The sequence below is a fragment of the Nitrobacter sp. 62-23 genome, assembly GCF_001897285.1.
Lineage (GTDB): Bacteria > Pseudomonadota > Alphaproteobacteria > Rhizobiales > Xanthobacteraceae > Nitrobacter.
Genome location: NZ_MKSM01000122.1, coordinates 12,607 through 27,167, shown reverse-complemented (window position 1 = coordinate 27,167; position 14,561 = coordinate 12,607). Strand labels below are relative to the sequence as shown.

Below are 14,561 nucleotides of genomic sequence, written 5' to 3'. Positions count from 1 at the left end.
GGGCGTGAACCAGTTCACCTATACCGCGGAGTTCGGCGACGGCGTGTCCGCCTCGGTCGGTGTGCAGGATCCGAGCGCGTATTACCAGCCTGGCCTTTTCAACCTCGCCACTGCGACGCAGGGCAATTTCGGCTACGGCGCCAGCGCCTATGGCGGGACCACCGTTCCGGACATCGTCGGCCAGCTCCGCGTCGATCAGGCGTGGGGCCTGTTCCAGGCGTCGGTTGCGGCCCATGACAACAATCCCGCTTACTACGGCGCCGCGCAAACAAGCGGCGGACCCGGAGGCAAGTGGGGTTGGGCTGGTCAGCTCGCTCTGTCGATCAAGAATATCCCGACCGGGCCGGGTGACACGATCAACCTTCAAGGCGTCTACACCGACGGCGCGACCAGTTACAACATCCAGGATCAGGCCTCTCCGGCGGCCGCTGCCACGATCTATTCCAGCGTGACCGGCGTTGGATATGGCTTTGCGCCGGATTCGGTGTATGGCCCGGGTGGATCGCTCCAGCTGGTTTCGACCTGGGGCATGCGTGGCGGTTTCAACCACAACTGGAATCCATACTGGAGCAGTTCGGTTTTCGGCGCCTACGCATCGGTTCGATACACCGGCGCCGCCAAAGCTGCGATGTGCGGCGTCGGCGGCACGGTTCATACCCTGATTGGTGCGCGCGCGGGTGGGAACATCACCGTTTGCAATCCGGACTACAACATCGGTCAGGTTGGTGCGAACCTCCGCTGGACTCCGGTCAAGAACCTGACGTTCACAACGGAAGCGGTTTACACCATGTTGGATCAGAAGTACGACGGCGTCGCGGCTCTTGCTGCCAACACCGGCATTGGCAAGCCTGCGGGTCACTATACCTTGAAGGATCAGGACACCTGGACCGTCATGCTCCGCGCACAGCGCAACTGGTAACATCAGGCTATCGACATCCTGAAGCGAACCCCCGGCAGGAAACTGCCGGGGTTTTGTTTTGCCGGCGTAGAGGAGATTGGTGGCGTGTTTTCTAAACGACTTCTTCGATCGCTCTATCGCAGTTGGATAACTGCAGCACAATCCTTCTGTAGGTACGATTTTTCGAGGTGCATATCATGACGGTCGCGAGCTTCGCCTAATGATTCAATATGGGTGAATTCATTCAAGCTCGCTACGTTACCCGTCGACCAAGCCTTACGCGTTGCCCTTGAGCAGGCTTCAGAGCATCGTTCCGCAAGTTGAAACTTGGCCATTGACATCGATCGAGTGGATGGTGGCGCGACCTACGGCTCCCCAGTACGATCGGCCATGACGCGGCAGAGGCGTGGAAACAGGGTCTGTCGTGAGCTCACATTGAAGATATTAATTCAGGAGGCACAGCCTCGCATCCGCGAGAACGACAGGCAGTCACATTGTATATACTCATATATATCGTATAGGATTGTGCGCCGGCTAACCTCCTCCGGCACGAGGCTGCCGGTCTTTCTCTTGATGCCCCCGTCAGACCGGCAGCCTCATGATTACGCACTAGGTCACGAACCCGTAAATGGGATTCCGTTTGAGCGGGCGGCATGATCAATCTCCGGCGAGGGAGGATTGAATGGCTCGTTTTGATCTGACGGATTTTGAATGGTCTGTGATCCAGCCGCTTTTACCGAACAAATCGCGCGGTGTTGCACGGGGTGGATGACCGGCGGATGCTGAACGGGATTTTCTGGCGGCAGCGCCGGTGCACCGTGGCGGACATTCCGGCGCGCTACGGCCCGCAGACGTCTCGTGATTTCCCGGCAGCGCACATTTGCAGTCGGCCGAATACGGACCGAAGGCGCTTACATAGACTTGCCAAGGTACTCCTGGAGAATAGGCAGCCCCCACCTCATCATCGTAAACCCGCTCGTTGCCATGGAGAGCGGTGAGCGGCATCGGTCAAATTACGGGCGCCCTGGTGCCCAAACCAGCGCGAGACGCTGACCTTCGTGAATTTGCGCAGGCGACATCTTCGAGGCCACTGCGTTGCGCAGCCGCAGGAAATAGTCGCGCTCGCGCCGTGGCGCGCGGGCCGCCGCCAGATTCAGCCATTTATAGGCCAGCACGACATCCGATCGCATACCGTGGCCTTTGTCATACATCAGGCCCAGCATGGCTTGCCCGAATGGATTTCCCTGGATCGCCGCGTCGAGGTAGAGATCGACCGCGGCGTCGTAGGCTTGCGGCGCGCCGAACCCGTTTTCATACATAAATCCAAGAAGGGCCTGCGCTCTTGGATTGCCCCGCAGGGCAAGCGGCGTCAGCATCCGGACGACGCCGATATAGTCACCCCGCGAATAGGCGGCGTGGGCGCGCGCGAGCGCATCGGCCGAAGCGGCCCGCAGCGGCAGGAGACAGCAGGCGAAAAGAACGAGACCTGCCGCCCAGGCACGCCGCTGAGAAGGCTTTTGCCTGCGCACCACACGATTAGTGGACGGTGCGAACCCGAAGGTCATTGATGCTCGCTCCCACGCTGCCGCGCAATTTCGACCGCAGCTCCTCGGCGACGTGATGTGCATCGGTGCCATCGCGGATGATCTGCGGACGGATGAAGATTATCAACTCCGTGCGGGTGCCTTTCTTGTCCTGGTGCGAAAAAGCGTCGCCCAGCCCCGGAATTTCGTTAAGCAGGGGAATGCCATTGCGTCCGCCGTTCTGTTGTTCGCTGATCAGTCCGGCCAGCAACACGGTCTGACCGCTGGCGACCGAGATCGAGCTTTTCACCCGCCGTTCCGCCACTGTCGGCGTCAGCGTCGAATTGGCGGTCGGCTGAACGCTGCTGATTTCCTGCTCGACCTCAAGCCGGACATTGCCGTTGACGTTGATGCGCGGCGAGACACGCAGGATGATGCCAGTGTTGCGATAGTCGATGCTGTTGACCACGTTGTTGGCGCCGTTCAGGACCGTTGCGGTGCCGGTCGAGACCGGAACCACGTCGCCAACCTGCAACGTCGCCGTCTGGTTGTTGATCACCACGAGCGAAGGATTCGAGAGCACCTTGACGCTGGTGACTGCGTGCAGGGCATCGAGAATGATGGCAGGCTGCGCTTCCGAGCCGACCAGGAAATTGAAGCCGGGAAGCGCGCGGTTAATGAAGGCGTTGGCGACCGAGCCTGCCGCCGCGGCAACATCAGTGGCACTACTTGTCGGCCTCGGCGCGGCGCCTGACTGCGTGTTGAGGAGCGACCCCTGGTCCGCCTTCAGACCGAGGTTCTTGCTGGTCAGGTAAGACTGCACACCGTAGCTCAGCTCGTTGGTGAGCGTCACCTCCGCGATCGTCGCATCAATCGCCACCTGCAACTGCGGCTGATCGACCTGATGCAGCGTCGCCTCAATGATCTTGTAGTTGGCTTGATCGGCGTAGATCAAAAGCGTGTTGTTGACGACGTCGGCAGTGATGCGCACGCCTTGCATGAGCGGCTGTCCGTTGCCGCCGCTCGCAGTATCGAGCGCGCCGCCCGAAGCGGCAGCGGTGCCGGCCCCCGCGCCGCCGCTGGCCGCCGTCCGCTGCCCCGTCCCCGAAAACCCGCTGCCGGTCCCGCCCACTCCGGATGAGGAACGCGCCCCGGAACTGCCGGCCGAGGATGACGAATTGGTGTTTCCCGATAGCCTGTCAACGCCGGACGTCAGCGACAAGCCCGAGCCGGGCGCAAGTTGATCCTCGGCGCTGTCGAGCGACGACGACGACCCGCCGATGAACATCGCGGTGAGAACGCGCGCGATCTGCTTCGCCTCCCCATATTTTACCCGGTAAACATGCACGCTGTTACGCGTGGTGTCGGCTTGATCGAGCCGCCTGATCCAGGTCGCAGCGGTATGCAGCAACGGCGGCTTCCGGCTGACGACGAGAATGGCATTGAGCCGGCTGACCGGCTGGAACTTGACGACGCTGTGGCTAAGGCCGCTGTCGCCCGAATCCATGATCTTTTCCAGTTCAGTGATGATCGGCTCCGGCGCGCTGTTGCTGAGGGGATAGATGCCGACCGATTGGCCGCGCATCCAGTCCACGTCGAAGCTCATGGCGGTCTCGACCGCAGCGCGCCGCTCGGGCCCGGTGCCCTGGATCAGCAACAGGTTGCGCGCTGCGTCGGCGCGCACGCTGCCAGCCTTTGTTGCAAAGGAGTCCATCAACTTCAGCAGGGTTTGCGCAGAAACATATTGCAGCGGCACGACGGAAACGCCGTAGCCCGGCTCCGGACTCGCCGCCACTGAATCCACCTGCCCCGCCCCGACAGCGTCGCCACGCGGCGTCAGTCGATACCCGGTACTGTCGCGCAACAGCACGACGCCGGAAATCCGCAGCGCGTTCTCCAGCACAAACACGATATCGGACTTCGGCACCGGGCGGACCGACACCAGACTGACCGTGCCCTGCACACGCGGATCGATGATGTAGCCGGTATTGAGGATGTCGCCGATCATGACTTTCGCGACGGTGGCGATCGGTGTGTTCTCGAAATTCAGGTCATAGCCGCCGCTGCTACCGCCGCCGCTCGTCGAGGATTGCGGTCGCGCCTCCGCGACCTCCGTGATTTCGGTGCCTTCGAATACCGCAGCGCGGCCTCGCTCGCCGACATTCGGCTGCGCTGTGTTCACGCCCTGCGCCTGGCGCGGCATGATGTCAACCGACCGGACCTTGTCGAGCACGTCGATATCGCCGGGCGCCGTGGCGCCGGTCGTCGCGGCATTGCATGAGGCAAGAAGACTGACGATGCAAAGTGCCGCCGCGATAACGCAGACGTTGTGTATAATCCCTGAGCGTCTGACACGATCGCTGAGACGTCCCATACTTACGCCGATCCAATCCCTAGCGAGTACATCGCGGACCAGGCACCAGGACCGATCCAAGGTAAGTCCATCCCTAACGAAAAAGGAAGAGATTTATCTAACGCCGGCTATTCGTTGCTTGTTCATCGAACACTTGATACGATATAGTCGTATAAATATAGCGTTCGCACGTGACCCGCTAAGAGTCAATTGTTAAGTTGTGAGAGTCCAGCGGCGTAACTGTTGTCTGCGGCGCTATCACAATCCAGGAAGGCGCATGACCGCTCACTCCCTTCAATTCGTCGAGCATCTGCGGCGGAACAGACACCTGAAAGCGGCAGATCAGGAAGACGTTGCGCCTGGCGATCCGGCGCAAGACAGCATCCGGTCTGCTGCACCGGTAACGCCGCACGCAAAACTCTGGGAGCTCACGAACCTGTCGCCAACCGATTTCGCCGATGAGGCGGCGAACTTCTTCGGTCATCGCCGTGCCGGCCTGCAGGATATGCTCTCGGCAACGCCGCTGGTTTCAGCCTTCTCGCAACGTTTCCTGCGCGAGACGCTGATGTTTCCCTACGAGGTGGCTGATCGCGGCGTCCACCTCGCTGTCGCCGACCCGACCGATCTTGCGGCGCGACGGGCAGCAGAGATCGTGCTCGGCACGGATATCGCGATCACGCTGGCTTCATCGGAGGATCTCGCCGTTGTGCTGGACCAACGGCTCGTCGACCATGATCATGGCACCCACGTTGAAGCCGACGGTATGTCCGCGCTGCGCGAGGACGACGTCGAAAGCCTGCGCGACCTTGCAAGCGGCGCACCGGTGGTGCGCGCTGTCAACGACCTCCTTGAAAAGGCCGTGGAACTGCGGGCCAGCGACATCCACATCGAACCGTTTCAAAGCGGACTCGTGGTTCGTCTGCGGATCGACGGAATACTCCGGTCGATCACGCCGCCCGCCGGCGTTCTGCCGCAGGCTGTGATCTCGCGCATTAAGATCATCGCGAGCCTCAACATCGCCGAACGGCGGCTGCCGCAGGACGGCGCCGCACGGCTGCGCGCCGGCCGCACCGACATCGATATCCGCGTCGCCATCATGCCGACCCAGCACGGCGAATCCGCCGTCATCCGCATCCTGCCGAAGGATCGCGGACTGCTCGTGGTCGAGAAGCTCGGCTTTGCGCAGACCGACGAGACCAAGCTGCGGCGGCTGTTGGAGCTGCCGCATGGCATGATCGTCATTACCGGACCGACCGGCAGCGGCAAGACCACGACTCTTGCAACCATCCTGTCGATCCTGAACGAACCGATGCGGAAAATCCTCACCGTGGAGGATCCGGTCGAATACGAGATCCCCGGCATCAACCAGTCGCAGATCAAGCCCGCGATCGGACTGACCTTTGCGAGCGCGCTGCGCGCCTTCGTGCGCCAGGACCCCGACGTCATCATGGTCGGCGAAGTGCGCGATTCCGAGACCGCGCATGTCGCCGTGCACGCCGCACTCACCGGCCATCTCGTGCTCACCACTTTGCATACCGAAACCGCCGCCGCGGCGCTGCCACGCCTGCTTGATCTCGGCATCGAGGGATACCTGCTGCGCTCCACCTTGCGCGCAGTGATCGCGCAGCGCCTGGTGCGCCAGCTCTGCGAACGCTGCAAGTCACCAAAAACCCTGACGGAGGCCGACCTTTCTGAGGATCCGCGGCTCGCCACACTGGGTTTCCAGCCGGGCGAAACACTGCATGTGCCTTGCGGATGCGAACGTTGCGGCAACACCGGCTATCGCGGCCGGCTCGGCGTGTTCGAGGTGCTCGAACTCGACGGCTCATTGCGCGATCTGATCGGAGAGAAGACCGACGGGCTGAAGATCGATCAGGCTGCGATCCGCGGCGGTATGACCACGATGCTCGACGACGGCATCGCCAAATGCCGCGCCGGATTGACGAGTCCAGCGGAAATCCTCCGCGTCACGATCGCGCGCTGAGGACCAGGCGATGCCGAATTTCCGCTACCGTGCACTGACGCAGAACGGCGAGATTGTTCACGGCACGCTGTCGGCGCCGAGTGCGGCGGAGGTAGCGGTCAGAATCGAATATCTGCGCCTGCTGCCGATTGAAACGGTCGAGGAAAAGCGATCCGTCTCAGCTGGCAACGGCTTTTCTCCGTTCAGCCGGCCGAGCCGGACCGAGGTGACGACCTTCACCCGCGATCTGGCGCTGCTCCTGAAAGCCAGCGCACGGCTAGACGATGCACTCGAACTCTTGTCGGGCGACACCGACGTCGGAAGGCTGCGTCCGGTGGTCGGCAAGTTACGCGAGGCATTGCTCGGGGGCGAGAGCCTGGCCGAAGCGATCGCAGCGCATCCAGCTTTGTTTCCGCCGATGTATGTGGCTCTGGTGCGGGTCGGTGAAGTGTCCGGCACGCTTGACCAGGTGCTAGAGCTGTTGGGCAGCGAGCGCGCTCGCGCCGAGCAGATGCGCCGCAAGCTGACGGACGCGATGCAATATCCCCTGTTTGTGCTGGTCGCAGCCGTCGGCGTCATGTTGTTCTTCATCCTGTTCGTGCTGCCGCAGTTTTCCGTGGTGCTGCAGGATTTCGGAGGACAGTCAGACTCGGCGCTCAGCGTGTTCCTGCGCCTTTCGGACTTCATGCGTGACAACGCCCCCGCGCTTCTGCTCGCAACAGCCTGTCTGATCGGCGCGATTTGGCTGACTTTGCGCCGTCCTGCCGCGAGAACGGCTGCGATCGGCGCACTGGCGCAGCTGCCCGGCATCGCCGCCATGTTCAAGTTCTACCGCACCAGTTTGTTTTGCCGCAATCTCGGCGTCCTGCTCGGCAGCGGCGTCAGCCTGACTGCTGCCTTGCGCATCCTGATCGACATCATGGCGACGACCGGCAACCCCGACGTCTGGATTGCAGCCGCCGAACGCGTGCGGCACGGCGGCAAACTGTCCGAAGCGCTGTCGACCTCGAACAGCCTGCCGCCCATGGCGGTGCGGATGCTGAGGCTGGGCGAGGAAACCGGCCAACTGCCCGCGCTCGCCGGCCGGGTCGCCGAATTCTATGAAGCGAAGCTGCAGCGCAGCCTCGACCGCATGGTCGGCATCATCGGACCGCTCGCGATCGTGGCGATCAGCACGGTGGTCGGCGGGCTGATCGTCTCGGTCATGACCGCGCTGCTGTCAGTCACGCAACTTGTTGGATAGATGAAGGGATCAAACGATGCCGGGTGCAATCTCCGAATTCTTCGATCGCTCGCGTGTCGCGAGGGAGAGCGTCCGATATGCCGAACAGGGTTTTACCCTGGTCGAGATGCTGGTGGTCATCACCATCATCGGCCTGATTATGGGCCTGATCGGCCCGCGCGTGCTCAACTATCTCAGCGAGTCGAAGGTCAAGGCCGCGAAAATCCAGATGCAGAGTTTTTCCAGCGCGCTCGACCTGTTCAACCTCGACGCCGGCCGCTACCCCTCGGCCGCCGAGGGTCTCGGGGCCCTTGTCAGCCGTACACCGGGGATCGAGGCCTGGAACGGACCGTATCTGAAGGGCGGCAACGTTCCCAAAGACCCCTGGAATCACCCCTACGTCTATCGCGTGCCGGGCGAGCATGGCACCTACGACATCATCTCCTACGGTTCCGACGGCCAGGAAGGCGGCAGCGGCACCGCCGCCGACATCTCGCTCGACGGCTTGACCACCGCCAGGAACGAGTGAACCGCGTGAACAACCAGCAGGGCTTTACGCTGCTCGAGATGGTTTGCGTTATCGCGCTGATCGCGCTGATGGCTGCGGTGTTGCTGCCGTTCCTGCCGCAGCACACCTCTCGCGCCCGTCTGCAGGCCTACGCACTGGAAGCGGCGGGCCTGCTGAAGGCCGACCGCAATGCCGCCATTGCCCGCCGCGCCGACGTCTCGACGCTGGTCGATCCGCCCTCGCGTGCGATCCGCTCCGGCGTCTCCTCGCAATTCCTGCGAATCCCGGATGACGTACGCTTCGATGCGCTGCTACCCCAAACCTGCCGCCACCGCGCCGCGCTGTCGGCCATCAGCTTCTTCGCCGACGGCATGTCGTGCGGCGGCACGATCGCGCTCGCCCGGCTGGATACGACCTACGAAATTCGCGTCAACTGGCTGACTGGAAGGATAGAGATTGTCAACCGTTCGACACGCAGCAATTGACCGGCGCGATGCCGGCTTCACGATCCTGGAAGTGCTGATCGCGCTTGCGGTCGTCGCTGCCGCGATCGTTGCGATCGGAATGGTCATGGCAACAAACACGCGCGGCGTGCGCAAGCTGGAACAGCACTTCGCCCTGATGCAGACGGCGCAGACAGTGCTGGCGACCGCAATCCTGCCGCGCAGGGATCTGGCGAAGGGGCGGCTTTCCGGCGAACTGCGCGACTATGGCTGGCAGGTCGACATCGGTCCGATCAACGGCGACTTCATCATCGGAAAGGAGGTGCCATGGACTCCCGAACTCGTGAAGGTTCGGGTCCGGTCGCCCTCCGGCGCCATCGCCGAACTCTCGACCGTTCGCCTGATGCGCAAGGAACGCAAACAATGACGAGCCAGCGCAAACCAGGCGGCGACGCAGGCTTCACGCTGATCGAGGCGCTGGTGGCGCTTGCGCTGACCGGGCTCTTGCTGTCGGCCCTCGCCACGCTGACGGCTCAATGGCTCCCGAACTGGAATCGCGGGTTCGACCGCATCCAGAACAACGAGCAGATTGCGATCGCCATGCAGCGGATCGCCGCCGACCTTTCCGCGGCCGAATATGTATCACCGAGCCGTGAGCAAAAAAAACCGTTGTTCAACGGCTCCGCGCTGGCGGTGACCTTCGTGCGGACCGCGTTCGGGCCGAACGCCGATATCGGGCTCGACATCGTGCGGATCGGCGAAACCACTGACCACGGCCATCTGGTCACGATCCGAACCCACGCGCCGTTCGCGCCGTTTCCACCCGATGCTCCTCCACCGGAACAGATTCATACGAAAGACCCGGTCGTTCTGCTGCGCGCACCCTTGCGCCTGTCTTTCGCCTATGCCGGAGCGGATCACATCTACCGCAACGACTGGCACGATCAGAACGTGTTGCCGAAGACAGTCATGCTCACCTTGCGCGAGGCCACCAGCGATCGGGTGCTGTCGGTTTCAACCGTGACTCCGGTTCACGTTGATGCGGCGGCCGGAAAAGCCGGCAATGCATCGAGTAATGATGCAAAGGAACGCGGTCAGGACGACAATAAGAATAGCGGCAAGGAAGAAAGCGAAGCGCCCAACGCACCGAGGCAGGGTGGCTCATGACGTCGGAATCGGATTCCGAAGCGGTTTCAGCCCGACAGGAAGGCCGTCGCGGCTTCGTCATCGTCGCCGTCTTGTGGCTGCTTGCCGCGCTCGCGGCGCTGGTCACGATCTTCTCGGTCTATCTGTCGAACTCGGCGCGGGCGCTGGCGCTCAACGATACTCGCCTCAAGAGCGAGGCGCTGTTCACGGCCGGGGTCGAACTCACTGTCTACAGGCTCATGAGCGCGGAGAAGGACACGCGTCCGCCAATCGGCGCCTTCCACGTCCGGCTCGGCGGAGCGAGGCTCGAAATATCCTACGTCCCGGAAACCACGCGGGTCGACCTCAACGCCGCGCCGAAAGAGTTCATTGCCGGACTGTTGTCGGTGCTCGGCGCAAGTGAGGAGGATGCGAAAGCGACCGCCGACCGCATCGTCGCCTGGCGCCACCGCACAACGACCGCAAAGGCCGGCGACGAGGACGCACTCTACCGGGCGGCCGGAAAATCCTATTCGCCGCGTCAGGCGCCCTTCCCCCATGTCAACGAACTCGCCCTCGTGCTCGGAATGACACCTGCTTTGGTCGAACACGCTTTGCCCTTCGTCACCGTGTTCAACGGCACCCCCGGCGTCGACGCTTTGACGGCGCCGCCGGAGGTGATCGCGGCGTTGCCCGGCATGACGCCGCTTATTTTGAAAGACTTCCTGGACACCCGCGCCACCTTGCCGGACGATCCCGCCGCGATCGCGAAGGCGCTCGGCCCAGCCGCTTCAAAAACCGCGACTGCCAAAAACAGCAAAGCCTATCGTATCCTGGTTCGCCTGCATTTTCCTGACGACCGCGAGGCTGCCTCGGAAGTCGTGATCCGGATGGACGGCAGCGACCCCTATCAGGTGCTGTCCTGGCGGAACATCGGGCAAGGATAAAAAGAAGGAATTTGAACGCATGATGGCCGATGCGAACAAACTGTTCGAGGACTGGATCGGCTCGGTCGCCATGGCGTTGCGCACAGCCGCGGCGCGTGTGACGCCGCGGCCGCGAATCCTGCTCAAGCAAAACGACGCCGGCGCTTTTGTCGCGCGTGTCGTTTCAAATCGAAACGGCGTGGCATTGCCGCAATCCACGTTTCGGCCCGGACAAGAAGCGGCTATGACCGACGAGTGGCGCGCGGCACTGCGCGGCAGCCAACTCGAAATACATATGCGAACGGATCAGGTATTGTTCCGCGCCATCGATTTCCCGAAACAGGCGGCGGATTTCCTTGACGGCATGGTCCGCGCCCAGATCGATCGGCTAACGCCGTGGACAGCCGATGATGCCGCATTCGGCATGACCGGGCCAGTGCCGGTGGCGAGCGAGCGGATCGCGATGACGCTCGCCGCGACATCAAGGCGGACCGTTCAGCCGCTTTTAGATCTTGCGGCCGATCTCGGCGCAGCATCGGTCGAGGTTATGGTCGAGCCCCCGGGCACGGAGACCGCGTTTCAACCAATCATGATATTCGAACAAAAACTAACGAGCCCAATGAGGCTTGCGACCGACGTGCCGCGACTGTTGCGTCTGACGCTGCTCGGCGCTGGCGTTGGAGCGGCTGCGATGCTCGTCGTCTCTGCCTATCTCGGCGGTGCGTATGACGACCAGCGGCAAGAACTGCAACAGCGCATCAGTCAGCGCCGTGCGGCACTCCGGATTGACCAGCCCGGCGGATCGGCCGCGAGCTTGCTTGCCAAACGCAAGCAGACATCGCCTTCGAGCGTCATGGTATTGGAGGCAATCTCGCGCGCGTTGCCCGATACCACCTATGTCACGGAATTACGGGTCGACGCCGACAAGATGCAGATCGTCGGCCTGACCAGGAACGCGCCGTCGCTGATCCGTCTCCTGGAGCAGTCGCCGCAATTTTCGCGCGCCATCTTCTTTGCACCCACCACGCGCGACCAGAACGATCCGGGCGAGCGCTTCCATATCGAGGCTCATGTCATGCCCTATTTTGGGACTGGATCATGAATCTTACCCCACCCTTGCGGAAGCTGGCGACCGCACAGCTGCCGGCGGCCATGATCTATCTTGGAGTTCTGATCTGCCTGGCATTCATCATCGTAAGTTCGTTATCCGATCTGCTCGGCAAACGCGCCGAAGTGGCGACCGCGCAAACCATGCTCGACCAGTTCGAAAGCCGACGGCCGGCAACGACAAAAGCCGGACTCACCGGTGCGCCCGCCGGCTCGCCTTTCCTGGAGGGCGCAACCGTAACGGTTGCGGGCGCAGCACTTCTGCAACGCGTCTCCGCCGCCGTCATCAAATTCGGCGGGAACATGCTGTCGTCCCAGATCGACCTGCAGGGGGCGCAGTCGAAGGCCGGCTTCCTCACGATCATCGCAAGCTGCGATATCGGACAGACGGGCCTACAACAACTGCTCTACGACACCGAGGCCGGCATGCCGTTCCTGTTCGTCGATCAACTCGTCGTGCAGACGCCTGCGGGTTTCGCCGCTTCCGGAGAGGGCAAGCTGCGCATCCTGCTCACAATATCCGGACAATGGCGAGGCGCGAAATGAGATATCGATCGTGTCACAGGATTCCCGTAGCACTGGTGTTGCTTGTGGTTACGCTTGGTATTCCCACCTCGATCTTCGCAATGTCCGACGCCGGCGACATCGACCTGGATACGCCGCACCGTGTCGACACGCCTGCGCTCTCGCCTTGGGATCGACCCGCTACGCCGCAGCCGACGCAGGTGAGACCGCCGCCGCAAGTCCCGCAACAGGCGGACAAGCGAACACCGAGCGCTAATCCGCTCTGGGCCGTCCCGCTCGCGACACTGTCGAACACGCGTGCTCGGCCGATCTTTTCATCGTCGCGACGGCCGCCGCCGGCTGCCGTTGCAGCCAATCCTGTCGCCAAGGCGTCACATTTATCCTCACCGCAGGCGGAGCGCCCGCAGTTATCGCTGGTCGGCACCGTAATCGGCGACGATACGAGCCTGGGGGTTTTCATCGATCCGGCCACGCAAGCAGCCCTGCGCCTGAAGGTTGGCGATTATTTCCAAGGCTGGAAGCTGCAATCGGTGCAAGGTCGCGAGGTAACGCTGATACTTAACGGCCAGACCGCAATCCTGAGCCTGCCGCAGCCGGACGCGATCAAAGCGGTCGAACCCGTGCGCAAAAACACCGATAAGGCAAACGCCCGGCACAGCACCGAGAACGCCCGCGCGCTGCGGCAGAAGGGCCAACGCTGATGCTTTTCCTTTTCTGATTCCGTCAGAAGCGGGCGAAGCTCTAACCGATCAACCCGCGCCGCTGCAATACGATTACCGCCAGCAAGCCGAACGCCAGAAACGGACCGAACGGCAACGCCGTTTGCCGCGTCACTGGACGGTTCGAAAGCTGCATGAGTCCGGCGGACGCAAGCGCAGTAAGCGAAGCGATCAGGAGCTGCATCGGTACGCCGGCAACGCCAATCCAGACGGCGGAAGCTGCAAGCAACTTGACGTCGCCGAGCCCAAGTCCCTGGATCTTGCGCCACTTGAAATAGAGTCCGCGCAACAGCCAGACAGCAGCGCCGACGACCATGCCCTCGCAAAACGCAAAGGCCGACTGCTCCCAGCCCGCAAGCGCCGCCATCCACACCACGCCGGCCGCAGCCACCGTGAGATTGAGCCGGTCGGGAATGATGCCGTCGCGAAGATCGATCCATGCGAGCCAGACGCACGCAAGACAGAGCAGGATGAGAGACGCCGTCGCGATCATCATGAGCTGACTCTCGCTCGACCAGAGCATTCGGCAAGATGCCTTATTTCTTTTTGCCGTAGCCGACGACGAAGGCAAATTTCATTTCGCCTGGCGGCCGCTCGAAGGGCGCGCTGGCGCGGACGGTTGCGAGCGCACTGGCGTCGAGCCTTGGCTGGCCGCTGCTTTCCGCGATCGTCAGGGTGCCGGGCTTGATCTGCCCGTCAGCAGCGAGCGTGAATGACACCTTCGCATTGCCATGCAGGCCGGCTTTACGGCCTTCGTCCGGATACACCAGATGGCTCTGGACTTTCTTGGTCAGGCGCTTGACGTATTCGCGCATGCGATCCGCCTCGAGATCCCGCTCAGCCTTGAGGATCTTTGCCTTCTGCTGTTCATCGGGATCCTGCACCTGACGGGCCTGCGGGGTGACCTGCGGCTGGAGCTCCGGCGGCCTAGCGCCATCTTCCTCCTGTTGTTCCGGCGGGGGCGCTTCCTGCGGTGGTGGGGGCGTCGGTTGCGGCTGCTGCTGCGGCTGGTCAGGAAGCTGTGCCACCTTCTCCTCGGCCTGTGCGTCGGACACTACGCCCTGCAACTGGATAACCAGCATCGGCATGTCGTCATCGGGCGGCGGCGACAGCTCCACGACAAACGGCAGCGCCAGCGCCGAATGCAGCGCGAGCGAGGCGGCCAGGCCATGCCAGATCGTGAACTTCAGCGCCCGGTTCATGATCTCTTGTCCAGCGTGCGCCAGTCGGCACCGCAGCGGCCACGCCT

15 protein-coding genes and 1 pseudogene are annotated in these 14,561 nt (G+C 62.5%); 12 read left to right on the top strand and 4 right to left on the bottom strand.

Going from position 1 to position 14,561, the window contains the following annotated elements:
• A partial coding sequence (locus tag BGO16_RS14035; RefSeq protein ID WP_292619353.1) for a porin occupies positions 1 to 919 on the top strand: 919 nt, incomplete at its 5' end.
• Between the two features lie 661 nt (positions 920 to 1,580).
• Positions 1,581 to 1,746 (top strand): annotated as a pseudogene (locus BGO16_RS14030) (transposase); the annotation flags it as partial.
• 165 nt (positions 1,747 to 1,911) lie between these two features.
• Here BGO16_RS14030 and BGO16_RS14025 read toward each other — a convergent pair.
• Positions 1,912 to 2,463, bottom strand: a complete 552-nt coding sequence (locus BGO16_RS14025) for a tetratricopeptide repeat protein (protein WP_292619352.1) — start codon at positions 2,461 to 2,463, stop codon at positions 1,912 to 1,914.
• A complete protein-coding gene (gspD, locus tag BGO16_RS14020; protein ID WP_292619351.1) occupies positions 2,435 to 4,795 on the bottom strand; it encodes a type II secretion system secretin GspD in 2,361 nt (786 codons plus the stop codon). Before gspD ends, BGO16_RS14025 begins: the two co-directional genes overlap by 29 nt.
• Before the next feature lie 256 nt (positions 4,796 to 5,051).
• Here gspD and BGO16_RS14015 point away from each other — a divergent pair, with 256 nt between their 5' ends.
• From BGO16_RS14015 to BGO16_RS13970, 10 genes are read left to right on the top strand one after another with little or no spacing between them, the layout of a single operon-like run.
• On the top strand, positions 5,052 to 6,758 hold the full coding sequence (locus BGO16_RS14015) for a GspE/PulE family protein (RefSeq protein ID WP_292619350.1): 1,707 nt from the start codon (positions 5,052 to 5,054) through the stop codon (positions 6,756 to 6,758).
• Between the two features lie 10 nt (positions 6,759 to 6,768).
• Positions 6,769 to 7,980, top strand: coding sequence for a type II secretion system F family protein (locus BGO16_RS14010; RefSeq protein ID WP_292619349.1), 1,212 nt, complete (start codon positions 6,769 to 6,771; stop codon positions 7,978 to 7,980).
• Between the two features lie 16 nt (positions 7,981 to 7,996).
• The gene (gene gspG, locus BGO16_RS14005; RefSeq protein WP_292619347.1) at positions 7,997 to 8,488 is read left to right on the top strand and encodes a type II secretion system major pseudopilin GspG; all 492 of its coding nucleotides are present in this window, start codon (positions 7,997 to 7,999) and stop codon (positions 8,486 to 8,488) included.
• Positions 8,485 to 8,952 carry a prepilin-type N-terminal cleavage/methylation domain-containing protein gene (locus BGO16_RS14000; RefSeq protein WP_292619345.1) on the top strand — a complete coding sequence of 156 codons (468 nt, stop codon included), beginning with the start codon at positions 8,485 to 8,487 and terminating at the stop codon, positions 8,950 to 8,952. Before gspG ends, BGO16_RS14000 begins: the two co-directional genes overlap by 4 nt.
• Complete coding sequence (locus BGO16_RS13995; protein WP_292619343.1) at positions 8,924 to 9,337, top strand: prepilin-type N-terminal cleavage/methylation domain-containing protein; 414 nt, start codon at positions 8,924 to 8,926, stop codon at positions 9,335 to 9,337. Before BGO16_RS14000 ends, BGO16_RS13995 begins: the two co-directional genes overlap by 29 nt.
• Positions 9,334 to 10,077, top strand: a complete 744-nt coding sequence (locus BGO16_RS13990) for a prepilin-type N-terminal cleavage/methylation domain-containing protein (protein WP_292619342.1) — start codon at positions 9,334 to 9,336, stop codon at positions 10,075 to 10,077. The genes BGO16_RS13995 and BGO16_RS13990 overlap by 4 nt, the downstream gene beginning before the upstream one ends.
• Positions 10,074 to 10,982, top strand: a complete 909-nt coding sequence (locus BGO16_RS13985; protein ID WP_292619340.1) for a type II secretion system protein GspK — start codon at positions 10,074 to 10,076, stop codon at positions 10,980 to 10,982. Before BGO16_RS13990 ends, BGO16_RS13985 begins: the two co-directional genes overlap by 4 nt.
• 19 nt (positions 10,983 to 11,001) lie before the next feature.
• Positions 11,002 to 12,063 carry a PilN domain-containing protein gene (locus BGO16_RS13980; protein WP_292619338.1) on the top strand — a complete coding sequence of 354 codons (1,062 nt, stop codon included), beginning with the start codon at positions 11,002 to 11,004 and terminating at the stop codon, positions 12,061 to 12,063.
• Positions 12,060 to 12,614, top strand: a complete 555-nt coding sequence (gene gspM / locus BGO16_RS13975; protein ID WP_292619336.1) for a type II secretion system protein GspM — start codon at positions 12,060 to 12,062, stop codon at positions 12,612 to 12,614. Before BGO16_RS13980 ends, gspM begins: the two co-directional genes overlap by 4 nt.
• A complete protein-coding gene (locus tag BGO16_RS13970; protein ID WP_292619334.1) occupies positions 12,611 to 13,294 on the top strand; it encodes a hypothetical protein in 684 nt (227 codons plus the stop codon). The genes gspM and BGO16_RS13970 overlap by 4 nt, the downstream gene beginning before the upstream one ends.
• A 40-nt stretch (positions 13,295 to 13,334) precedes the next feature.
• On the opposite strand, the gene BGO16_RS13965 is transcribed toward BGO16_RS13970, so the two are convergent.
• On the bottom strand, positions 13,335 to 13,808 hold the full coding sequence (locus BGO16_RS13965) for an A24 family peptidase (RefSeq protein ID WP_292619332.1): 474 nt from the start codon (positions 13,806 to 13,808) through the stop codon (positions 13,335 to 13,337).
• 40 nt (positions 13,809 to 13,848) lie between these two features.
• Positions 13,849 to 14,514 (bottom strand): energy transducer TonB, encoded by a 666-nt coding sequence (locus BGO16_RS13960; protein ID WP_292619330.1) that lies wholly within the window; start codon positions 14,512 to 14,514, stop codon positions 13,849 to 13,851.
• Positions 14,515 to 14,561: the final 47 nt, after the last annotated feature.

What these genes read in the sequence shown, in the direction of transcription:
- BGO16_RS13980 (WP_292619338.1), top strand. Translation starts at nt 11,002, where the DNA reads ATGATGGCCGATGCGAACAAACTGTTCGAGGACTGGATCGGCTCGGTC.
- gspD (WP_292619351.1), bottom strand. Translation starts at nt 4,795, where the DNA reads ATGGGACGTCTCAGCGATCGTGTCAGACGCTCAGGGATTATACACAAC.
- BGO16_RS13990 (WP_292619342.1), top strand. Translation starts at nt 9,334, where the DNA reads ATGACGAGCCAGCGCAAACCAGGCGGCGACGCAGGCTTCACGCTGATC.
- gspM (WP_292619336.1), top strand. Translation starts at nt 12,060, where the DNA reads ATGAATCTTACCCCACCCTTGCGGAAGCTGGCGACCGCACAGCTGCCG.
- BGO16_RS14025 (WP_292619352.1), bottom strand. Translation starts at nt 2,463, where the DNA reads ATGACCTTCGGGTTCGCACCGTCCACTAATCGTGTGGTGCGCAGGCAA.
- BGO16_RS13970 (WP_292619334.1), top strand. Translation starts at nt 12,611, where the DNA reads ATGAGATATCGATCGTGTCACAGGATTCCCGTAGCACTGGTGTTGCTT.
- BGO16_RS13965 (WP_292619332.1), bottom strand. Translation starts at nt 13,808, where the DNA reads ATGATGATCGCGACGGCGTCTCTCATCCTGCTCTGTCTTGCGTGCGTC.
- BGO16_RS13960 (WP_292619330.1), bottom strand. Translation starts at nt 14,514, where the DNA reads ATGAACCGGGCGCTGAAGTTCACGATCTGGCATGGCCTGGCCGCCTCG.
- BGO16_RS13985 (WP_292619340.1), top strand. Translation starts at nt 10,074, where the DNA reads ATGACGTCGGAATCGGATTCCGAAGCGGTTTCAGCCCGACAGGAAGGC.
- BGO16_RS14010 (WP_292619349.1), top strand. Translation starts at nt 6,769, where the DNA reads ATGCCGAATTTCCGCTACCGTGCACTGACGCAGAACGGCGAGATTGTT.
- BGO16_RS14015 (WP_292619350.1), top strand. Translation starts at nt 5,052, where the DNA reads ATGACCGCTCACTCCCTTCAATTCGTCGAGCATCTGCGGCGGAACAGA.
- gspG (WP_292619347.1), top strand. Translation starts at nt 7,997, where the DNA reads ATGCCGGGTGCAATCTCCGAATTCTTCGATCGCTCGCGTGTCGCGAGG.